This is a genomic window from Amorphoplanes digitatis, assembly GCF_014205335.1.
GTDB lineage: Bacteria > Actinomycetota > Actinomycetes > Mycobacteriales > Micromonosporaceae > Actinoplanes > Actinoplanes digitatus.
Map to the genome: position 1 here is coordinate 8,944,621 of NZ_JACHNH010000001.1, position 21,709 is coordinate 8,966,329.

Below are 21,709 nucleotides of genomic sequence, written 5' to 3' on the forward strand. Positions count from 1 at the left end.
AGGCAAAGCGTGCACCGACATCGGTGCGGCACGAAGGGAGGAGGCAATTACTGCTTGTGAAACGTTCACTACAGTGTCTAATTGCTCACGCTTTGAAGAAGTCGATCGTCCGGCGCAGGCCGTCCTCCGGCCCCACCCGCGGCTCGTAGCCGAGCAGATTGCGGGCCAGCGTGAGGTCGGGGCGGCGCTTCTCCGGGTCGTCGGCCGTGCGCGCGACCAGGTCGATCCTCGAGTCGCTGCCGCAGAGGCGCACGATCAGCTCGGCCAGCTCGAGCATTGTCAGCTCGTGCTCGGTGCCGCAGTTGATCGGGCCGGTCTCGTTCGAGTCGAGCAGCAGCAGGATGCCGCGGACCAGGTCGTCGACGTAGGTGATCGAGCGGGTCTGCGAACCGGTGCCGTGCACGGTGATCGGCGCGCCGCGCAGGGCCTGGTCGATGAAGGTCGGGATGGCCCGGCCGTCGTCGGGCCGCATCCGCGGGCCGTAGGTGTTGAAGATGCGCACGATCGCCGTCGAGAGCCCGTGGAAGCGGTGGTACGCCATCGTCGCGGCCTCGGAGAACCGCTTCGACTCGTCGTAGACCGCGCGTACGCCGATCGGGTTGACGTTGCCCCAGTAGCTCTCCGGCTGCGGGTGCACGAGCGGGTCGCCGTACGCCTCGGAGGTGGAGGCCATCAGGAAGCGGGCCGCGTCCGCCAGGGCCCGGTCGAGCATGGTCATCGTGCCCTGCGAACCGACCTTGAGGATCTCGATCGGCAGCTTGGCGAAGTCGGTGGGGCTGGCCGGCGAGGCCATGTGCATTACCGCGTCGAAGCGCTCGGCCAGCGCCGGGTGCGCGGGCAGGCCCTCGGTGATGTCGGCCTCGATGAGCGTGAAGCGGGGCTCGGCCGCCAGGTGCGCGACGTTGTCCCGGGCGCCCGTGACGAAGTTGTCGATCGCGACAACCGTGCAGCCCCGGTCGATGAGGGCATCAACCACGTGTGACGGCACGAACCCGGCGCCGCCGCTGATGAGGATCCGATGACCTGCGCCGTACCGCTGCTGCACTGACATGTTGGCCACTCTAAGGGAGAGGGGCCGACGCGCGAATTCGCACATCGGCCCCTCCTCGTTCCACTTCCGTTCAGTGGGCTCCGTAGCCCGTCACCGAACGGACCTCGAGCTCGGCGTACTTGTTCGGGTCGGACTCCTTGGAGATCTTCGCGCCGAGGTATCCGCACAGGAAGCCGAACGGGATCGAGATGATGCCCGGGTTGTTCAGCGGGAACCAGTGCCAGTCACTGTCGGGGAACATCGCCGTCGGGGAACCGGAGACGACGGGCGAGAAGAACACCAGCACCACGGCGGAGGTCAGACCGCCATAGATGGCCCACAGCGCTCCGGAGGTGTTGAAACCCTTCCAGAACAGGCTGTACAGGATCGCCGGCAGGTTGCCCGAGGCCGCCACCGCGAACGCGAGCGCCACCAGGAACGCGACGTTCAGGCTCTGCGCGAAGATCGACAGCACGATCGCGACCGCGCCGATCCCGAACGCCGCGATCCGCGCGACCCGCACCTCGTCACGCTCCGACGCCTGCCCCCGTTTGATGACGCTGGCGTAGAAGTCGTGCGCGACGCTCGACGAGGACGCCAGGGTCAGGCCGGCCACCACCGCGAGGATCGTGGCGAACGCGACCGCCGCGATGATCGCCAGCAGCACCGCGCCGCCGGTCTCGCCACCCAGGTAGTCGATGCCGAGCGCCTGGGCGAGCTGCGGTGCGGCCGTGTTGCCCGCCTTGTCCTGCTCGGTGATCGCCTTGCTGCCGACCAGGGCCGCCGCGCCGAAGCCCAGCGCCAGGGTGAACAGGTAGAAGGTGCCGATGATGCCGATCGCCCAGAGCACGCTCTTGCGGGCGATCTTGCTGGTCGGAACGGTGTAGAACCGGGTCAGGATGTGCGGCAGGCCGGCCGTGCCCAGCACCAGGGCGATGCCGAGCGAGAGCAGGTCCATCTTGCTGTAGAAGGTCTTCGCGGCGTCGGCGGACTCGACGCCGTACCGCAGGCCCGGTTCCAGGAACGCGGCGCCCTTGCCGGACTGTTCGGCGGCGTCGCCGAGCAGGGACGACAGGTTGAACTTGTAGTGCGCCAGCACCAGCAAGGTCATGATCAGGGCGCCCGACATCAGCATGAACGCCTTGACGATCTGCACGTAGGTGGTGCCCTTCATGCCACCGACCACCACGTACACGATCATCAGCGCGCCGACCAGGATGATCGTCGCGACCTTGGCGGTGTCGGCGTCCATGCCCAGGAACGTGGCGCCGGGCTTGATGCCCAACAGCAGGCTGACCAGGGCTCCGGCGCCGACCATCTGAGCGATCAGGTAGAAGATCGACACGACGATGGTGGAGACGGACGCCGCGGTGCGTACCGGGCGCTGGCGCATCCGGAACGCGAGGACGTCGGCCATCGTGTACCGGCCCGAGTTGCGCAGGAACTCCGCGACCAGCAGCAGCGCGACGAGCCAGGCGACCAGGAAGCCGATCGAGTAGAGGAAGCCGTCGTAGCCGTAGAGGGCGATGAGGCCGGCGATGCCGAGGAACGACGCGGCCGACATGTAGTCGCCGCCGATCGCCATGCCGTTCTGGAAGCCGGAGAACGACCGGCCGCCGGCGTAGTAGTCCGTCGCCGTCTTGGTCTGCCGGCTCGCCCAGACCGTGATACCCAGGGTGATGGCGACGAAGACCAGGAAGAGCGTGATGGTCAGGGTGCGGCTCGTCGAGGTGGAGGCCTCGGCAGCCAGAAGCGAGTGGCTCTCCATTACTTGGCCGCCTCCGGCTTCGTCTCGGTGTCCCCGGCGTCCGGGGTCACGGCGGCGGCCGACATCTCTCCGCGGATCTTGTCGGCGATCGGGTCGATCTCCCTCGCCGCGAAGCGGGAGTAGTACCAGGCGATCACGAACGTCGAGACGAACTGCAGGAGACCGAGCAGCAGCGCGACGTTGATGTTCCCGATGATCTTTATGGACATGAAGTCCCGGGCGTACGCGGACAGCAGGACGTAGAGCGCGTACCAGAGGAAGAACGCGATCGTCGTCGGGAAGATGAAGTTACGCAGCCTGCGGCGTAGTCGGACGAACTCGTCCGACTGCTGGACCTCGAGATACTTCTCGGTCGGGGTCGCTTCGGTTGTCAACGTGGCTCACCACCTTCGTGGGGGCGGGTCTTTTTCCGCACGGTACGAAGAGGTGGCGGCCGTCACTGACCGCTGGTCAGCGGGTGCGCCGAGTGGCTGCCCTGTTGCGCTTACCGGTCGAGGCCCCGGTACCGGCCGCGGAAATGCAGCAGGGGCGCCGACGGCGACTCGTCGAGGTGGATCGACTCGATGGTGGCCTCGACGAGCAGGCCCCACCCGTACTGCCGCTCGCCGTCCAGCCTGCACCCGGCCCAGGTTCCGGCGCCGGCCGGTACCGGCCCGAAGTCGGTCTCGATCCAGTCGCCGAGGGCGAACAGACCGCCGGGCGAGGGCATGAGCCCGGCGAACCGGTCGGCGAGTTGCTGATCGGCGACGCCGAGCGGGGTGACGGCGAAGCGCTTCGCGACCGAGAGTGCGTCCCAGAAGTCGCTCTCCTCGTCGACCAGCCCGAGCACCCGCCCGGGTTCACCGTCGGCGACGAGCACGGACGAGACGGTGAGCCCGGACGGCCCGGGCACGGTCCACAGCGAGACCGGCGAGGCGAGCCGCCCCCGCAGCCGCCGCACGGCGGACCTGTCCTGCTCCGGGGTGGCGAACGGATCGCCGGAGTAGATGTGCGCGCCGGGCTCGACAGGATTCACACGAAGCATTCTGCCCGCTGAGCGGTAGAATTCGGCTCGTGATCAGCGTTCGTGTGCAGGGTTGGTGGCCGTCCTAGAGACGGCTGCCTTCATCGCGCGCGGGCCGTCCCATCGGACGGCCCGTTCTTTGTTCCCGGGGCGTCCATCGACCTGAGGAGACAGAGATGACCGCACTGGCGCTGAGCCTCGAGGACCGCATCGCCGACCGGCCCGGCGACTTCCGGGTGCTGACCGGGGACCGGCCCACCGGCCCGCTGCATCTCGGGCACTACTTCGGCACGCTGCGCAATCGGGTACGGCTGCAACGCGCCGGCGTCGACCTGTTCGTGATCGTCGCCGACTATCAGGTGCTGACCGACCGGGACGTCGCCGAGCGGCTGGGCGAGACCGTCGACGGGCTGATACTCGACTATCTCGCCGTCGGGCTGGACCCGGACCGGGCCACGATCTTCACGCACAGCGCCGTTCCCGCGCTCAATCAGCTGCTGCTGCCGTTTCTCAGCCTGGTCAGCGTGCCCGAGCTACAGCGCAATCCGACCGTCAAGGACGAGATCGCGCACTCGCGGCAGCGCGCGGTCAGCGGGCTCATGTTCACCTATCCGGTGCATCAGGCCGCCGACATCCTGTTCTGCAAGGGCAACCTCGTGCCGGTCGGGCGGGACCAGCTGCCGCACGTGGAGGTCACGCGTACCGTCGCCCGGCGCTTCAACGAGCGGTACGGGCCGGTCTTTCCCGTGCCGGAGGCGCTGCTCGGCGTCGCGCCGCTGCTGCTCGGCACCGACGGCACCAAGATGAGCAAGAGCCGGGGCAACGCCATCGCCATCTCCGCCTCGGCGGACGAGACGGCGCGGCTGATCAGGGCGGCGAAGACCGACGCGGACCGGCGCATCACCTACGACCCGGTGGCGCGGCCGGGGGTGTCGGGGCTGGTGCAGCTCGCCGCGCTCTGCCTCGACCGGGATCTGCACGACGTCGCCGCGGAGATCGGGGACGCCGGTGCCGCCGCGCTGAAGCGCACGGTCACCGACGCCGCGAACGAGTTCCTGGCGCCCATGCGGGCCCGGCGGGCCGCGTACGCGCGGGAGCCCGGGCTCATCCGGGAGGTGCTGCGGGCCGGCAACGCGCGGGCGAACGTCGTCGCGGAGCGGACCCTGGGTGAGGTGCGGGAGGCGATGGGCACCCGCTACTGACGGGCGGTGACCGTCGCCAGCAGTTCGGGCATCCGCCGGTCCAGCAGTGAGCCGGTCAGGCGGAGCCCGAGCAGCAGGGCGCCGCCGCCGTACAGCAGGCCGAGGGGCAGGCCGGCCCAGCGCCAGAAGTCCTCGGCCAGGCCGGCGGCGAGCTGTAGCGGCACGGTGATGATCATCGCGCCGAACAGGGCGCCGAGGCTGAGCAGGCCCTTCGCGGTGCCGCCGCCGGAGGACAGGGCGAACGGGTTGGCGGCGTCCGGCAGCGCGTACGCGAGGCGGACCGAGATCGGCAGGACCAGGGCGAGGCCCACCCCGTACGCGGCGGCGAGCATGCCGATCACCGACGGGATTGCTTCCGGTTCGCCGACCACGGACCCGACGATCAGGGCGATGGCCGGCAGCGCCGGGAGCACGTACACGGAGAGGCCGGTGACCCGCGCGGCCAGCTCGACCCGGCCGGGGACGCCGGCCACGACGTTTGCCGCGTATGCGCTGCCGTCGAAGCCGAACTGGTTCGCCAGGCTCGCCGCGGCGAGCGCGCCGACGACGACGAGGATGGTGGTCGGCGTGCCGGCGGAATCGCTGCTCACGGCGATGAACACCGGCAGGAAGAAGCCGACCACGCCGAACGTGATGAGGCTGGCCCGCCGCCGGCTGTCGCGCCACCAGTAGCGCACCTCGCGGGCGGTCAGCGCGCCGAACCGGTTGTGCGGCAGCCAGCGCGGCACGAGCTGGGCGACCGGCTCGCGCCCCGACGCGGCCCGCTCGCGCGGGCCGGAGTGGCCGACCGCACCGAGCATCGCGCCCTCGAGCGTCGCGGACCACCACCGGAGCAGGAGCAGGAGCACCCCGAGGACCATCACCAGCTTGATCGGCACGGCCCAGGCCCGGCCGGCCACAATGTCCAGACCCAGGGTGTACGGCGCGCCGAACGGCGTCCAGGCGACGACGTCGGCGACCCGGGCGAGGCCGGCCCAGTACCGCGTTCCCGGCGCCGGTGGCCGCGGCCAGTTGCAGCGGGCCGACCAGCGCCGCGAGGACGGCGAGCAGCACCGTCGCCAGGTCCCGGGCACGCCGCGAGCGAAGGGCGGTGGCGAACGCGCTGGTCAGGGCCCGGCTGATCGCGACGCAGAGCAGCAGCCCGGCGGCGACGCCGACGAGCTGGACGCCGGCGGCGACCGGTCCGCCGAGCCGGGCCGCGGTGTCGACCATGCCGAGGGTGCCGACCAGGGTCGCGGCCGCCGGCAGGCCCACCAGCGAGGCCGCGAACAGGCCGCCGATCAGCGTGCGGTGGCGCAGCGGCAGCAGGGCGAAGCGGGCCGGATCGAGCGACTCGTCCACGCCGAAGAACACCAGCGGCAGGAACAGCCAGCTGAGCATCACGGCCGCGCCGGCCAACGGCAGGACGGTCTCGGCGGCACGCTGGTCGTCCAGCAGGCCGGGGATGGCCAGCATCGCGTACCCGCCGACGGCCGCGCACGCCGCCATCACCGCCCCGAACACGAAGAGGGCGCAGCGCCAGCCCTGGCCGCGCAGGCCGTTGGCGGTGATGCGGAGTTTCAGTTTGACGAAGTGCCGGACGCCTACAGCCACGCGAGTTCCGAGCCGGTCGCGGTGCGGCCGCCGACGACCTCGACGAAGACGTCCTCGAGCGACCGCTCGCCGCGCACCTCGGCGAGCGAGCCGCGCAGCCGGATCGTGCCGTCGGCCATGATCGCGACGTGGGTGCAGAGCCGCTCGACCACCGCCATCACGTGGCTGGAGAAGACGACGGTGCCGCCGCCCGACACGTACCGCTGGAGGATGTCGCGGATCAGCGCGGCCGACACCGGGTCGACCGCCTCGAACGGCTCGTCCAGCACCAGCAGCCGGGGCGCGTGCAGCATCGCGCAGGCCAGGCCGATCTTCTTCTTCATGCCGGCGGAGTAGTCGACGACCAGGGTGCGGTTGTCGGCGCCGAGGGCGAGCACGTCCAGCAACTCGGCGGACCGCCGGTTGACGACGTCGGCGTCCATCCCGCGCAGTAACCCGTGGTAGGCGAGCAACTCCGTGCCGGTGAGCCGGTCGAAGAGGCGTACGCCGTCGGGCAGCACGCCGATCCGGGCCTTCGCGGCGACCGGGTCGGCCCACACGTCGTGTCCGAGGATGGCGGCCTGACCGGCGGTGGGCCGCAGCAGGCCGACCGCCATGGACAGAGTGGTGGTCTTGCCGGCGCCGTTCGGGCCGAGCAGCCCGAAGAACGAGCCGGCGGGCACCTCGAGGTCGATGCCGGCAACCGCCAGTTTTGTGTCGAAATGCTTGACGAGACCCCGCAACGCGAGCGCCGGTTCCGGGCTCGTGCGCTGGTCGGGGACGGTCATGCGAAGAACCTAACGGCAAGTAAGTGGCCCGGCCACCCCCAGGGCGGTCCGGGCCACTTTCACTTCGGGAACGGGTGGACCCCCGTTCACCCCACCCGTTCGATCACGGCGCGCCGGATGAGGAACTTGCCCGCCTCGCGGACTCCCTCGAAGGCTGCGTTGTTGAGCAGCACGCAGCTGCCGGAGGTGGTCGCCACCTTGACGGTGATGCTCTTGTTGTTGTCCAGGTTGGTGACCTTGAGGGTCGTTCCGATCGGGAACGTGCCGCTGGACGCGGCGGGCGCGCCGCCCTCGCCGGACAGGGTGACGGTCGAGCCCTTGCAGACGACCTCGCCGGTGCCGGTACCGGCGTTGCCATTGCCGGCGTTGCCGGCCGCGGGCGGGTTGGCAGCCGCCGGCGGCTTGGTGGCCGCGGGCGGGTTGGCGGCCGCGCCCACCCGCTCGATGACGGCGCGCCGGATGAGGAACTTGCCCGCCTCGCGGACTCCCTCGAAGGCTGCGTTGTTGAGCAGCACGCAGCTGCCGGAGGTGGTCGCCACCTTGACGGTGATGCTCTTGTTGTTGTCCAGGTTGGTGACCTTGAGGGTCGTTCCGATCGGGAACGTGCCGCTGGACGCGGCGGGCGCGCCGCCCTCGCCGGACAGGGTGACGGTCGAGCCCTTGCAGACGACCTCGCCGGTGCCGGTGCCGGTGCCGGCGTTGCCGGCCGCGGGCGGGTTGGCGGGTGCCTGCGCGGGCGGCTTGGCGGGTGCCTGCGCCGGCGGCTTGGCGGCAGGGGGCTGGGCCTGGACGTTGCCGGTGCAGCCGGCCGCCGCGCGGCGCTGGTTGATCAGGTCGACTACCGCCTGGCGGTTCGCGATGCGTGCGTCGGAGAGCGCGTCCCGGGCTTTCCCGCCGGGCTGCTGTTCGGCGATGAAGTCCAGGTTGTTCTTCAGCGCCTGGTCGAGGCCGGCGCAGTTCTCACCGGCGCTGCTCAGACCCGTGCTGACCGCGAATGCCCCGCCGGCCAGTGCCGCCGCGGCGACGCCGATCAGCAGTTTCCGAGTCCGCCCGCTGATCTTGCTCTTCCGGTACATGCACCGCTCCTTAGCGCTAGTCGAACTGCCCCGTTGCAGCACCGATAGCTACGGGGCCCGCGCCGTGGAGGGTTCAGGAAAGTCTCCTTAAATATATTTATGGTTGTAGCGACTCCGGAGCGTGAAGGCGCAGCATGGTGGCGCCGATGTCGCCCGGCAGCCGTCGCCGGGTCATCAGCGACCCGAGCACCATGACCAGGAAGGCGAGCGGCACGGTCCAGGCCGCGGGCTGCCCGACGAGCTGTGCGGGCCAGCCGCTGAGCGGCGGCCCCAGGACGGTGAACAACACCGCGCCCATCGCCGCGCCGCCGCCCGCCAGGATGCCGGCGACCGCGCCGACGTCGGTGAGCCCGCGCCACCAGATGCCGAGCACCAGCAACGGGCAGAAGCTCGACGCGGCGACCGCGAAGGCGAGCCCGACGACCCGCGAGACGTCCATGTTCGCCACGGAGATGGACAACGCCATCGGCAGGAGCGCGGCCAGCACCGTGGCGAGCCGGAAGTCGCGCACCGAGCCGCCGCCGCGATCGGCGTGCAGCACGTCGGTGAAGACCACCCCGGCGACGCTGGTCAGCAGCCCGGACGAGGTGGAGAGGAACGCGGCGAGCGCGCCGGCCGTGACCAGCGCGCCGAGGAACTGGCCAAGGTGGCCGCCGCCGAGCGCCGCCTCGGGCAGGAGCAGCACCACGGCGTCGGTCCGGCCGGTCATCAACAGCTGCGGCGTGTAGACGCGGCCGAGCACGCCGTACATGGTCGGCAGGAGATAGAAGAGGCCGACCAGCCCGAGCACGACGAGGGTCGTGCGCCGCGCCGAGGCGCCGTCCGGGTTGGTGTAGAAGCGGACCAGCACGTGCGGCAGGCCCATGGTGCCGAGGAACGTGGCCAGGATCAGCGAGTAGGTGGCGAACAGCGTCGCGCCGTCGCCCGGCAGCAGCCAGTCCGTGCCCCGGCGATCGTCGACGGAGCTGACCTCCGGCACCGGCTCACCCGCGGCGAACGTCCGCTCCTCGCCGGCCTCGACTCGTTCGTGCGAGCCGTCCGGCAGGGTGAGGGTCGCCGCCTCGGAGAACGTCACGGTGGTGGTGGTCGAGAAGGCCGGGCCGGCCGGCGGTGTCACTGCCGGGCGTCCGTCCGCCTGCCATTGCAGGATCAGGAAGATCACCGGTACGGCCAGAGCGGTCAGCTTGAGCCAGTACTGGAAGGCCTGCACGAAGGTGATGGCGCGCATGCCGCCGAGGGCGACGTTGGCCGTCACGATGATCCCGACGAGCAGCGCACCCCACTCGTACCGGCCGCCGGTGAGCGTGGCGAAGGTCAGGCCGGCGCCCTGCAACTGGGGTACGAGGTAGAGGCAGCCGATGAAGATGACGAACACGGTCGCGAGCCGGCGCAGCAGCGGCGACCGGAGCCGCACCTGGCAGAAGTCGGGCAGGGTGAACGCGCCGGAACGCCGCAGCGGTGCGGCGACGAAGAGCAGCAGGGCCAGGTAGCCGGCGGCGAAGCCCACCGGGTACCAGAGGACGTCGACGCCGTAGCGCAGGATCAGGCCGGCCACGCCGAGGAATGAGGCCGCGGAGAGGTATTCGCCGCCGATCGCGGCGGCGTTCCAGGTGGGGCTGACCGACCGGGAGGCGACCAGGAAGTCCGAGGTGGTCCGGGCGAACCGCAGCCCGTACGCGCCGATGCCGATCGTGATCGCGGTGACCAGGATCAGCCCCGGAATGACGTACGGGTTCACGCTTCCGGCCTGTTGATCACGGCGGCGAAGTCCTGCTCGTTCCGTTCGGCCCAGCGGACGTACGCGACGCCGACGCCGACGAGGAACGGGAACGAGAGCACGCCGAGCAGCACCCAGGGCAGGTTGGCGCCGAAGACCTTGGCCTTGCCGACCGCCGGGGCGACGGCGAAGAGCAGCGGCAGGGCGCCGAGGCCCGCCACCACCACCAGCGAGAGCCGCAGTGCCAGGGCGAGCTGGGCCCGGACCAGGCCCTTGACCAGGGCCTCGCCCACCGGGGTCTGCTCCGCGAGGTCCACCTTGGCGCGATCCGCCGGTGGGCGGCGAGCCGCTACCTCCCCGAGGACCACCCGGGTCCTCGGGGGCTTCGCTTCGCCGTCCATGCCCGGCAGTCTCGCCGACGCGTGTCCATTGTCAAGCCCGGGCGGCCTATCGGGTTCCGTAGCCGTCCGGGCAGCTCGTGGTGGGCCTCGGCGGGTTGGCAGCCAGCTCTTCCCGGGCCTGCCGGCGGGAGAGGTTCCAGCCGCGCCAGTCGTCCGGGTCGACGGCCAGATCGCGGGCGACCGGGTACAGCGCGCAGGCGCGCTTGTCGCCGGTGAGGCGGTTCAGGGCCGGGACCGCGTCCGGCGAGAGGTTCGAGAGGTAGGCGGTGTCGATCCGGTCGGTTTGCTCGTAGCGCGTGACGTTGCGGTCGGCGATCAGCCGGTCCGGGTTGGCCGCGGCCAGGCTCAGCAGGGCCAGGACTCCGGCGGCCACGACCGCCCGGGGCAGCCAGAGCGCCTTGAGGCGGATGCCGGCGATCAGGACCAGGACGAAGGTCAGGCCCAGCCACATCTCGCAGACGGCGACCAGCACCCGCAGGCGGGTCAGGCCGTAGCTGTCCGCGTACAGGTCCATGCGGTGCAGTGCCGAGGCGACGATGACCAGGGTCAGCGCCGCGAGGGTGCCGAGGACGGCGCGGATCAGCACGCGGTCGGTGCGGGTCTCCCGGGGCGCCCAGCGTGCCGCGCCGGCCAGCACCGCCAGGGTGAGGCCCGTGACCACCAGGAGCTGCCAGAAGCCGCTGCGGGCGTACTCCGCGTAGGTCAGGCCCTCGGTGTCCAGGACGTGCTTGGAGTCTCCGAACAGGACGGTGAGCTGCACACCGACGAACATCGCGAAGAGCAGGACCAGCAGGGTCAGCGGGACCGCCCACTCCAGGCGTGCCACCCGGCGCGTGCCCGGGCCGTCCAGCCCGGTCAGGTCCGGCGGGGCCGCCCGCAGGTACGCCGCGCCGCCGAGGATGAAGGTCGTCACGAGGGAGACGAAGATCCACCGGGCGATCGTGCCGCCGCTGATGTCGGGGAAGGCGTTCTCGATCAGGTCGGCGAAGGCCGCGTCCGCCGAGGCGAACAGCGAACCGAAGACGACGAGCAGGGCGATCGAGACCGCGACCGTCGCCGTGATCCGCAGGGCGTTGCCGCCGCCACCGCGCCGGCCGACGGCGGCGATGCCGCGCCCGGCCCACGGCAGCGAGCGGAAGCCCGCCAGCGGGGCGAAGACGGAGGCGAGGATCATCGCGCGGAACGACCGGCCGCCCGCGACGGCGAGCGCTCCGGTCAGCACGGCCGTGCAGAGGCAGAGCAGGAACAGCCAGCCCGCGGACCGGAACGTGCCGACGCCGAGCAGCGCGACCGTCGCCGCCGACCAGGCGAAGCGTGCCTTGGGCAGGGCGCGCGGGCGCCAGCCGACGAGGGGCTTCGGCGCGGTCGCCGGCGCACGGTGCGGCATCGCGCGCGCCACGATCAGGGCGACGACGCCCGCGATCGCGGTGATCAGCCAGCCGAGGCCGGCCCGGTCGAGCGGGATGCTGAGCGCGCCGATCAGGCCCGCGAGGGGCACCGCGATGACGGTTGCCGCGGTGGCCGCCCGGCCGGGGCCGGGCCAGCGCCGGCCGAATCCGGACTGCGCGGGCCACGGTCCGTGCAGCGGCGGGTGGTGGATGGCGCCCGGCTGCTGCGGCACCGGCTGCGGCGTCGCGGCCGGCGGCCGCCCGCCCGTCGGCGTCGCCGGGGAGGTGAGGGTCGCCGGTCGCGGCGGGCCGGCCGGGCTGGTCTGTGGGGGTGTCGGGTCAGTCGGCACGGTCTTCTCCGTCTTCAGGTGGTCGGCCTCAGGGGCAGCGTCACGTGGATGTGGCAGCCCGGGCGGTTCCGGGTCGGTTCCGGGGCGCCGGTCGGGTCGACGACCGCGATCGTGCCGTGGTGCAGTTGGACCACCCAGCGGGCGATCGCCAGGCCGAGGCCGGTGCCGCCGTCGGTGGCCCGCTCGCCCCGGGTGAAGCGTTCGAAGACCCGGTCCCGGTCGGCGGCCGGTATGCCGTCGCCCTCGTCGGCCACCGCCAGCAGGACGTGCTCGTCGTGGCGTTCGGCGCGGACCGTGACGGTGCCGCCCGGCGGGCTGTGCCGGGCCGCGTTGTCCAGCAGGTTCGCGAAGACCTGGTGCAGGCGCTCGCGGTCGCCCTCGATGCGGATCTCCGGCGCCGAGACCTGGAAGCGCACGTCGTGGCCGGCGCCGTCCGCGTTGACCGTCGCCTCGCGGACCACGTCGCCGAGGAACCGGCGCACGTCGATCGGCGCGCGGGCCAGCGGCACCACGCCCGCGTCCAGGCGGGACAGGTCGAGCAGCTCGGTGACCAGCCGGCCCAGGCGTTCCGTCTGGATCAGCGCGGTCTTCATGGTGTCCGGCTCCGCGGTGCTGACGCCGTCGACGATGTTCTCCAGCAGGCCCCGCAGGGCGGTGATCGGGGTGCGTAGCTCGTGCGAGACGTTGGCGATCAGTTCGCGGCGCTGCCGGTCAGCCGCCGCCAGGTCCGCCGCCATCTGGTTGAACGCCGTGGCCAGCTCGCCGACCTCGTCGCGGGAGGTCGCGCGGACCCGGCGGGTGTAGTCGCCGTGCGCCATCGCCTTGGCCGCGACGGTCATCTCGCGCAGCGGCACCGTGGCGCCGTGCGCGATGACCTGGAGGGTGACCAGGCCCAGCGCGACGGCGATCGCGAACCAGGAGAGCTCGACCCGCACGAAGTCGAGGCTCCACCAGAAGATCAGCAGCCCGACGCCGCCGGCCAGGCCGAGGGCAAGGGCCAGCTTGGCCTTGATCGAGCGGACCGGGTCCAGCGGGCGCGGCAGCCAGCCGAGTGCGGCGCGCAGCAGCCGCATCATCGCCGGACCTCGAGCGCGTAGCCGACGCCGTGGACCGTGCGGATCAGGTCCGCGCCGAGCTTGCGCCGCAGACCCTTGATGTGGCTGTCGACCGTGCGGGTGCCCGAGGCGTCCGCCCAGCCCCACACGTCGGCGAGCAGCCGCTCGCGGGGCAGCACCGTGCGCGGGCGGCCCGCCAGGTGCACCAGCAGGTCGAACTCGGTCGGGGTCAGCCGGGCCTCGACCCCGGCCCGCAGCACCCGGCGCTCGGCCAGGTTGATCTCCAGGTCGCCGAGGCGGAGCATCGTGCTCTCCGCCGGCGCGACCGGCGCCGAGTTGCGCGTCGCCCGGCGCAGCAGGGCGTGCACCCGGGCGCTGAGCTCGCGCATCGAGAAGGGCTTGGTCAGGTAGTCGTCGGCGCCGACGGCCAGGCCGACGAGCAGGTCGGTCTCGTCGTCGCGGGCGGTGAGCATGAGGACCGGCACGGGACGCTCCGCCTGGATGCGGCGGCACACCTCCAGGCCGTCGAAGCCGGGCAGCATCACGTCGAGGACGATGGCGTCCGGCAGGGTCCGGCGGGCGGCCTCGACCGCGGCCGGGCCGTCGCCGGCGACCTCGACCACGAAGCCCTCCGCGCGCAGCCGGGCCGCCACCGCCTCGGCGATGGTCCGCTCGTCCTCGACCACGAGCACCTTCTGTGCCGTCATGCCGTTCTCCCCTGGCCTCGCCCGTATCGTGCGCCGCGGGTGCAAGACCGGCGCGCCCCCGTGGCCGCCGATCTCACCCGCGCTGAGCAGCCTATTGATAGGTCGTGCGGGTGCGGGGGTGAGATTGTGGACAACCTGTGAAGATCATCAGCCTGTGGATAACTCTGGGGATAACCCTGTGAGGATGTGGATAACGCTGTGGATGCAGAGGGCTCAGCGGGTCCAGTCGTGCTTGGCCGCCCGGATCAGCTTGTCCTTCAGCTCGCGGGTATGCCGCCGGCTCACCGGCAGCTCCGCGCCGTCGATCGCCACCACGTACCCGGACTGGGTGAGGCGTAGCTCCGCGACCAGCCGCAGCTGCACCAGGTAGGAGCGGTGGATCCGGACGAAGCCCGCGTCCGCCCAGCGCTCGGCCAGCGTCGCCAGCGAGACCCGGACCAGGTGCGACGCGTCCGAGGTGTGCAGCCGGGCGTAGTCGCCCTGTGCCTCGACCCAGCGCACCGAGGACCGCGGGAGCATCCGGGTCGTGCCGGCCAGCTCGACCGGGATGCTCGGCTCCTCCTCGCGCTTCGCCGGTACCGGCGCGGGCGCGGCCCGCAGGCCGGCGACGCGGCGCAGGGACTCGCCGAGCCGTTCGGCCCGGACCGGCTTGCGGACGTAGTCGGTGACGCCCAGGTCGAACGCGTCCACCGCCCCGTCGTCGTACGCGGTCACGAAGACGATCGCCGGCGGCCGGGCGAAACGGTGCAGGATGCGGGCGAGCTCCATGCCGTCCAGGCCGGGCATCCGGATGTCCAGGAAGACCGCGTCGACCTCGGTGTCGCGCAGGACGCGCAGCGCCTCGGTGGCGTCGCCGGCCCGGTGCACGAAGGCGACCCGGGAGTCGGCGTCGAGCAGGTAGGCGAGCTCGTCCAGCGCCGGCGGCTCGTCATCCACCGCCAGCACCACAAGGCTCATGCCCTGACCCCGGGATGGAATTTCGGCACCCGCATGCTCACCTTCGTCCCCGCGCCCGGCGCGGTCTCCACCACCAGCCCGAAACGGTCGCCGAACACCGACCGCAGCCGCTCATCCACATTGGAGAGGCCGACGTGCTGCCCGGCGTCGTCGTCGTGGGCGCCGGCCGCCTCGGCGACGCCCGCGACCAGCACCGCCGGATCCATGCCGACCCCGTCGTCCTCGACCGTGATGTGGCATTCGGCGCCCGAGTCCCGCGCCTCGATGCTCACCATACCGACGCCCGGCTTGCGCGAAAGCCCGTGCCGGACGGCGTTCTCCACCAGCGGTTGAAGGCAGAGGAACGGCAGGCCGACGGGGAGGACCTCGGGCGCGATCTGTAGGCGCACCTGGAGGCGGTCGCCGAACCGGGCGCGCTCGATGGTCAGGTAGCGGTCGATCGAGCGCAGCTCCTCGGCGAGCGTGGTGAACTCGCCGTGCGCCCGGAACGAGTAGCGGGTGAACTCGGCGAACTCCAGGATCAGCTCCCGGGCCCGCTCCGGATCGGTACGCACGAACGAGGCGATCGCGGTGAGCGCGTTGTAGATGAAGTGCGGGCTGATCTGGGCACGCAGGGCGCGCACCTCGGCCCGGGCCAGCCGCTCGCGGGACGACTCCAGCTCGGCGAGGGCGAGCTGGGATCCGGCCCACCGGGCGGTCTCCATGGTCGCCTGGACCAGCCCGGGTGCCGGCTGATCGTCCGCGACGGCGACGAGCGCCGCGAGGGCCTGCCCGTCGGCGCCGGTCAGCGGGGCGACCACCGCGCCGCGGACCTCGCAGTCCATCCGGTCGCAGGGCAGATCGCCGACGCCGAGGACGATCGAGCGGTTCGTCCGCAGGGTGCGCGCGGCAGCCGTGGCGAACTGGGCGCTGTGGTGGCCGCCGTGCCCGTCGAAGGCCAGGCAGCGGTCCGCGTCGACGATGCTGAGCCCGGGCGCGCCGACCAGCCGGCGCAGGTGCCGCGCGGCCTTGGCCGCCGAGGCCGGGGTCAGGCCGGTACGCAGCGGCTCGGCCGCCAGCGACGCGGTGTGCAGGACGTCGTATGTGGCCCGCTGGCCGGCGGTGGCGATCCCGCGCCGCGCCCGCAGCCGCAGCACCGCGATCACCGCTCCGGCGAGTGCGGCGAGCACAGCCAGCACCGCGAGCGCGTTACCGATCTGACCAGCCACGCACGCATCCTGACCGTAACGATCCAGAAACGCCAGCGGGCGGTGCCTGCCTAGTACGCGCCCTTACGCCGCAGGACGACCCAGATCGTGCGCCAGAGGATGCTCAGGTCGTAGGTCAGCGACCAGTTGTCGACGTAGTAGAGGTCCAGCCGGACCGCCTCGTCCCAGGACAGGTCGGAGCGGCCGGAGACCTGCCAGAGGCCGGTGATGCCGGGGCGCACCAGCAGGCGGCGGCGTACGTCGCCCAGGTAGTCGCCGTCGTCCGCGGGCAGCGGCCGGGGCCCGACCAGCGACATCTCGCCCTTCAGCACGTTGATCAGCTGGGGCAGCTCGTCCAGCGAGGTGGCCCGCAGCTTGCTGCCGAACCGGAAGATCCGCGGGTCTTCCTTGAGCTTGAAGAGCATGCCGTCGGCCTCGTTGAGCTCCTCCAGCGTGGCCTTGCGCTCCTCGGCGTCCACGTCCATGGTCCGGAACTTCCAGACCCGGAAGGTGCGGCCCTCGTGGCCGACGCGGGGCTGGCGGAAGAAGACCGGTCCGGGGCTGGCCAGCCGGATGCCGAGGGCGATTACTCCGAGTATCGGGCTGAGGGCGAGCAGGCCGAAGAAGGCGGCCACCCGGTCGAGCAGATTCTTCGCCAGCCAGCCGGGGCCCGACAGGGTCGGCTCCTCGACGTGCAGCAGCGGGAGTCCCTCGATCGGGCGAATGTGCACGCGCGGGCCGGCGATGTCGGTGAGCTGCGGCGCGACCACCAGGTCCACGCCGGTGCCCTCGAGCGCCCAGGCGAGGCGGCGCAGCTCGCCCGGCTCCGCGCTCGCCGAGCCGCACACCGCGATGGTGTCGGCGCCGACCTCGCGGACCAGGGCCAGCACGTCGCGGCTCGCGTACACGGGCACGGGTGTCTCGATGCCCCGGGCCGCGGAGTAGCCGTCGGTGAGGTGGATCGCGACCGGGATCAGGCCGGCCGCCGGGCTGCGGGTGACGGCCGTGTAGACCTCGAGCGCCTCCGGCAGCGTGCCCATCAGGACCATCCGGTGCGCGCCGTGGCCGGTGCGCCGGCGGGCCACGTGCAGCACCTGGCGCGCCGAGTAGCGGCAGAACAGGATGAAGATCAGCGCCGCGACCGAGACATAGGCGATCGTCACCCGGGAGAGCTGGGTCTTGGTGGCGAAGGCCAGCAGCGATACGCAGGCCACGACCGTGACGAAGGCGCGAACCACCCGTTTGAACTCTTCGCTGCCCAGCCCGAGATAGCGGCGGTCGTAGCTGCCGTTCGCCCAGAGAATGAAGAGCCAGCCGAGCGGCAGGCCGACGAGGGCGACGAAGTAGAACAGGCCTACTCCCCGGCCCTGGAAGCCGGAGTCGGCCTTCTGGATGAACGTCACCGCGAGCGCGCTGGCGAGGATCGCGGACACCAGATCGAGCAGGACCAGGATCAACGTGTACGGCCGGTGCCAGCGGGACACCCGGCGATGCGAACGGGTCCAGGCGGACCTGGGTACCCCGTTACTCGGCGGCGGTTCCTGCTGCCACTCGAAGCTGTCGTACGGCATGCCGCTCCGGCTCTTGCTGGTTTCCGGGCGTTGGAGGCTCGTGGTCACCTCGCCTACGTCCTCCCGCATCACGTACCGCCCACACCGAGAACATTACGCACTGCCACGACCCTGGGGGGCTCCGGCCGGGGCTGCCAATCCCCGCGCGCCGCGGACGAAGCGTGGGACCGGGCCACTATACCGATGGAACGGCGGAGAAGAAGTGGATGCGCAGCCGCTTTCCTCCGGGAACCGATCAAGCACGCTGAGTGACTATCGGATCAACTTGGACAGCCTGCGATCGGCGAGCGGCTTGCCGCCCGTCTGGCACGTCGGGCAGTACTGCAGGCTCTTGTCGGCGAACGACACCTCGCGCACCGTGTCGCCGCAGATCGGGCAGGGCAGCCCGGTCCGGGCGTGCACCCGCATGCCGGCCCGCTTCTCGCCCTTGAGCTCGGCCGCCTTCTGGCCGACCGAGCGTGCGACGGCGTCGGTCTCCACCTGCCGCATCGCCTCGTAGAGGGTGGTGATCTGCTCGTCGGTGAGCTTGGCGGTCAGCGCGAAAGGCGACATCTTCGCCGCGTGCAGGATCTCGTCGGAGTACGCGTTGCCGATGCCGGCGAGCACCTCCTGGTCGGTGAGCACGCCCTTGACCTGGCCGCGGCGGCTGCGCAGCCGCTCGGCGAACAGGTCACGGTCCACCGCCAGCGCGTCGGGGCCGAGCCGGGCGACGCCGGGCACGTCGGCCGGGTCCCGCACCAGGTACGCGGCCAGCGACTTCTGCGTGCCGGCCTCGGTCAGGTCGAAGCCGGAGCCGTCGTCGAGGCGTACCCGAAGCGCGATGGGCCCGCTGCCGGGCTTGAGCGGCGCCGGCGACCGGAAGGAGTCCCGGTAGTGCAGCCAGCCGGCCCGGGCGAGGTGCACCACGAGGTGCAGGTCCGTGCCGAGGAACAGGTCGAGGAACTTGCCGTGCCGGCCGGCGCCGGTGACGGCCAGGCCGGCGACCGCGCTCGGCGGCGGATCGTAGGTCTTCAACGCGCTGAACGAGGACACCTCGAAGCGCTCGACGGTGTGGCCGACCGCGCGCTCGCGCAGGTATGCGGCGAGCGCCTCGACCTCGGGAAGCTCGGGCACGCCCCCAACGGTAGCGTTTCGCACCGTGAAGGTCGTCGTAGCGCACAACAGGTACCGCGAAGCGATCCCGTCCGGCGAGAACGTCATCGTCGACACGGAGATAGCGCAGCTCACGGCGGCCGGGATCGAGGTGCTGCCGTTCCAGCGCGCCTCGGACTCGATCGGCGACCTGCCGCTGGTGCAGAAGGCGCTGCTGCCCATCTCGCCGATCTACGGCCGGGCGGCGCAGCGGGACCTCGACGAGCTGTTGCGGCGGGAGCGGCCGGACCTGCTGCACCTGCACAACCCGTACCCGCTGCTCTCGCCGTGGGTGGTGCGCACCGCGCACGCGCACGGCGTGCCGGTCGTGCAGACGGTCCACAACTACCGCCAGGTGTGCTCGTCGGGGCTGTACTTCCGCGACGGTCACAACTGCGTCGACTGCCGCGGCAAGGCGTTCGGCTGGCCGGCCGTCGCGCACAAGTGCTACCGCGGCTCGGCGGCGCAGAGCGCGCTGATGGCGACCACGCTCGCCGTGCACCGTTCGACGTGGAAGTCCGTGGACCGCTACATCGCACTCACCGGGCGGATCGCCGCACACCTCAAGGATTACGGCATCCCGGACGAGCACATCGTGATCAAGCCGAACGGGCTGCCGGACCCGGGCGAGCCCGAGCCCCTCGGCGACGGCTTCCTCTACGCGGCCCGGCTCTCCCCGGAGAAGGGCCTCGGGCTGCTGCTGGAGGCGTGGCGCCGGCACCCGGACGGCTCGCTCGGGCAGCTGCGCATCGCGGGCGACGGCGAGCTCCGGCCGCTCGCCGAGCGGGCCGACGCCGAGCGAGGCGACGTCACCTACCTGGGCGCGCTCGACCGGGACGGCATGGTGGCCGCCCGCACCCGGGCGTCGGTGATCGTTGCCGTGCCGACCTGGAACGACGTGCTGCCGACCGTGATCCTGGAGGCGATGGCCGCGGGCCGGCCGGTGCTGGGCACCGACGTCGGCGGCATCGGCTACCTGCTCGGCATCGGCGAGCCGGTCGAGGCCGCGGGCTGGACGGTCGAGCCGGACGCCGCGGCGCTCGCGGAGGCGCTGCCGATCGCCCGGGCCGGCGCCGCGGCCGTCGCGCCGGCCGCCCGCAAGCGCTACCTCCAGGCCTTCCATCCCGACGTGGTGACCCGCCGGCTCATCGAGATCTACACCTCGCTGATCGAGAATTCGCACCCGTCACCCAGGTAGATCATGATCGATGCGGGGAACGCTGTATCGCGTGACCGATGCAGAGATCTCGCGCCGAAACGTCCTGCTGGGCGCCGGCGGCGCCGCGGTGTTCGCCGCGGCCGGCGCCGGCGTCGGCTATGCGCTGGCCGACACGGGCGGCCGCGGCACGACGGGTGCCCCGGCCGAACGGGCCGCCCCGCCGAAGTACCGCTCCCGGCCCGACCTGCGGGCCCTGCCGGACGTCACGATCACGACGCCGGCGAACGCCACCGCACCGGGCTACATCTTCCTGACCCCCGCGTCCGGCATCGGGCTGTGGGGGCCGCTGATCGTCGACGAGGCCGGCTCTCCGGTCTGGTTCCGCAAGGTGCCCGACCCGGCGACGGTCGCCATCGACCTCAAGGTCCAGCGCTACCGGAACAGGCCCGTGCTGACCTGGTGGGAGGGCACCATCGGCGGTACCGGCGGCCGGGGTGTCGGGCAGGGCGAGTTCGTCATCGTCGACACGAACTACCGGGAGATCACCCGGGTCCGGGCGGCCGGCTCGGAGCAGGCCGACCAGCATGACTTCGTGATCACCCCGGACGGCACCGCACTCTTCTGGATCTACGACCCGATCCCGTACGACCTGACGGCGCTCGGTGGCCCGGCCGACGGGGTGCTGCACGACGGGGTGCTCCAGGAGATCGACATCAGGACGGGCCGGCGCCTGTTCGAGTGGCGGGCGCGCGACCACGTCGGCCCGGACGAGTCGTACGCGCCGCTGCCGGGCGGCGAATCGGCGCACCTGCCGTACGACTACTTCCACGCGAACTCGGTCGGCCTGGACGCCGACGGGGACCTGTTGGTGTCGGCCCGGCACACCTGGACGGCGTACAAGATCGACAGGCGCACGGGCGACGTCCGGTGGCGCATCGGCGGTAAGAAGTCGGATTTCGCCGTTGACGAGAAGTCCCGGTTCAGCTGGCAGCACGACTTCCGACGCCGGCGCGACGGCTCCTACAGCGTCTTCGACAACGGCGCGGGGGTGACCACGCAGCGGACGGAGTCCCGCGGCCTGGTCTTCACCGTCGACGAGGCCGCCCGCTCGGTCACCTTCGCCGCCGAGTTCCGGCATCCACTGAAGCTGTCCGCGCCGACACAGGGCAACTTCCGCGAACTGGCCGACGGCGGATCCTTCGTCGGGTGGGGCCAGCTGCCGTACTTCACCGAGTACGCGCCGGATGGGGCCGTGCGGCTCGACGGGCACCTGCCGCTGGACAACCAGTCGTACCGGGCCTACCGGGCCGAGTGGCCGGGCGAGCCGCTGGACCAGCCGACGCTGGGCCTGGCCGTCGACGGCGGCAACGTGATCGTCAGCGCCAGCTGGAACGGCGCGACGCGGGTCGCGAAGTGGCGGGCCCGTGCCGGCCGGCAGCCGGGCGCGCTGACGCAGTCGGTCGAGGGGCCGCGCACGGGCTTCGAGACGACGCTGACCCTGCCCGGCACGCCGGAGTACGTCGTCGCCGAGGCCCTCGACAGCGCCGGCGCCCTGCTGGGCCGGTCATCGGCGATACCAGTCCGGGTCTGACGGGCCGGTCGGCTACCGGGCCGGTCGGCTACCGGGCCGGTCGGCTACCGGGCCGG

At 71.9% G+C, this 21,709-nt stretch carries 18 protein-coding genes and 1 pseudogene; 3 read left to right on the forward strand and 16 right to left on the reverse strand.

Annotated elements, in window-relative coordinates:
• Positions 1–85: 85 nt before the first annotated feature.
• From BJ971_RS39585 to BJ971_RS39600, 4 genes are all read right to left on the reverse strand, one after another.
• Entirely contained in the window at positions 86–1,051 is a 966-nt protein-coding gene (locus BJ971_RS39585) for an NAD-dependent epimerase/dehydratase family protein (protein ID WP_184998386.1), read from the reverse strand.
• Between the two features lie 70 nt (positions 1,052–1,121).
• Positions 1,122–2,798 (reverse strand): monocarboxylic acid transporter, encoded by a 1,677-nt coding sequence (locus BJ971_RS39590; RefSeq protein ID WP_184998387.1) that lies wholly within the window; start codon positions 2,796–2,798, stop codon positions 1,122–1,124.
• The gene (locus BJ971_RS39595) at positions 2,798–3,172 is read right to left on the reverse strand and encodes a DUF485 domain-containing protein (RefSeq protein WP_184998388.1); all 375 of its coding nucleotides are present in this window, start codon (positions 3,170–3,172) and stop codon (positions 2,798–2,800) included. The genes BJ971_RS39590 and BJ971_RS39595 overlap by 1 nt, the downstream gene beginning before the upstream one ends.
• Positions 3,173–3,282: 110 nt before the next feature.
• Complete coding sequence (locus BJ971_RS39600; protein ID WP_184998389.1) at positions 3,283–3,822, reverse strand: flavin reductase family protein; 540 nt, start codon at positions 3,820–3,822, stop codon at positions 3,283–3,285.
• Between the two features lie 155 nt (positions 3,823–3,977).
• On the opposite strand from BJ971_RS39600, the gene trpS reads away from it, so the two are divergent.
• On the forward strand, positions 3,978–5,003 hold the full coding sequence (gene trpS, locus BJ971_RS39605) for a tryptophan--tRNA ligase (protein ID WP_184998390.1): 1,026 nt from the start codon (positions 3,978–3,980) through the stop codon (positions 5,001–5,003).
• Here the strand turns inward: trpS and BJ971_RS39610 are convergent.
• The 12 genes and pseudogenes from BJ971_RS39610 to BJ971_RS39665 form a co-directional block, all read right to left on the reverse strand.
• Positions 4,997–6,596, reverse strand: a pseudogene (locus tag BJ971_RS39610) (ABC transporter permease). The gene trpS and the pseudogene BJ971_RS39610 sit on opposite strands and share 7 nt — an antisense overlap.
• Positions 6,587–7,363, reverse strand: a complete 777-nt coding sequence (locus tag BJ971_RS39615) for an ABC transporter ATP-binding protein (RefSeq protein WP_184998391.1) — start codon at positions 7,361–7,363, stop codon at positions 6,587–6,589. The pseudogene BJ971_RS39610 and the gene BJ971_RS39615 overlap by 10 nt, the downstream one beginning before the upstream one ends.
• A gap of 86 nt (positions 7,364–7,449) precedes the next feature.
• Positions 7,450–8,439: an SCO2207 family protein gene (locus tag BJ971_RS39620; protein WP_184998392.1), complete on the reverse strand. Its 990-nt coding sequence runs from the start codon at positions 8,437–8,439 to the stop codon at positions 7,450–7,452.
• A 97-nt stretch (positions 8,440–8,536) separates the two neighbouring features.
• Positions 8,537–10,177: a sodium/solute symporter gene (locus BJ971_RS39625; RefSeq protein ID WP_184998393.1), complete on the reverse strand. Its 1,641-nt coding sequence runs from the start codon at positions 10,175–10,177 to the stop codon at positions 8,537–8,539.
• Positions 10,174–10,557: a DUF485 domain-containing protein gene (locus tag BJ971_RS39630; RefSeq protein WP_184998394.1), complete on the reverse strand. Its 384-nt coding sequence runs from the start codon at positions 10,555–10,557 to the stop codon at positions 10,174–10,176. The genes BJ971_RS39625 and BJ971_RS39630 overlap by 4 nt, the downstream gene beginning before the upstream one ends.
• 46 nt (positions 10,558–10,603) lie before the next feature.
• Complete coding sequence (locus BJ971_RS39635) at positions 10,604–12,295, reverse strand: DUF4153 domain-containing protein (protein ID WP_239087758.1); 1,692 nt, start codon at positions 12,293–12,295, stop codon at positions 10,604–10,606.
• A gap of 14 nt (positions 12,296–12,309) precedes the next feature.
• Positions 12,310–13,371 (reverse strand): HAMP domain-containing sensor histidine kinase, encoded by a 1,062-nt coding sequence (locus BJ971_RS39640; protein ID WP_184998395.1) that lies wholly within the window; start codon positions 13,369–13,371, stop codon positions 12,310–12,312.
• On the reverse strand, positions 13,368–14,057 hold the full coding sequence (locus BJ971_RS39645; protein WP_184998396.1) for a response regulator transcription factor: 690 nt from the start codon (positions 14,055–14,057) through the stop codon (positions 13,368–13,370). Before BJ971_RS39645 ends, BJ971_RS39640 begins: the two co-directional genes overlap by 4 nt.
• Positions 14,058–14,270: 213 nt before the next feature.
• Positions 14,271–15,014: a LytR/AlgR family response regulator transcription factor gene (locus BJ971_RS39650; RefSeq protein ID WP_184998397.1), complete on the reverse strand. Its 744-nt coding sequence runs from the start codon at positions 15,012–15,014 to the stop codon at positions 14,271–14,273.
• Entirely contained in the window at positions 15,011–16,222 is a 1,212-nt protein-coding gene (locus BJ971_RS39655; protein WP_184998398.1) for a sensor histidine kinase, read from the reverse strand. The genes BJ971_RS39650 and BJ971_RS39655 overlap by 4 nt, the downstream gene beginning before the upstream one ends.
• Positions 16,223–16,272: 50 nt before the next feature.
• Positions 16,273–17,772, reverse strand: coding sequence for a sugar transferase (locus BJ971_RS39660; RefSeq protein WP_184999349.1), 1,500 nt, complete (start codon positions 17,770–17,772; stop codon positions 16,273–16,275).
• 252 nt (positions 17,773–18,024) lie between these two features.
• Entirely contained in the window at positions 18,025–18,885 is an 861-nt protein-coding gene (locus tag BJ971_RS39665; RefSeq protein WP_184998399.1) for an Fpg/Nei family DNA glycosylase, read from the reverse strand.
• Positions 18,886–18,910: 25 nt separating this feature from the next.
• Here BJ971_RS39665 and BJ971_RS39670 point away from each other — a divergent pair, with 25 nt between their 5' ends.
• Both BJ971_RS39670 and BJ971_RS39675 read left to right on the forward strand, forming a co-directional pair.
• Positions 18,911–20,101 carry a glycosyltransferase family 4 protein gene (locus BJ971_RS39670; RefSeq protein WP_184998400.1) on the forward strand — a complete coding sequence of 397 codons (1,191 nt, stop codon included), beginning with the start codon at positions 18,911–18,913 and terminating at the stop codon, positions 20,099–20,101.
• Between the two features lie 31 nt (positions 20,102–20,132).
• Positions 20,133–21,653, forward strand: coding sequence for an arylsulfotransferase family protein (locus tag BJ971_RS39675; protein WP_239087757.1), 1,521 nt, complete (start codon positions 20,133–20,135; stop codon positions 21,651–21,653).
• Positions 21,654–21,709 lie beyond the last annotated feature (56 nt).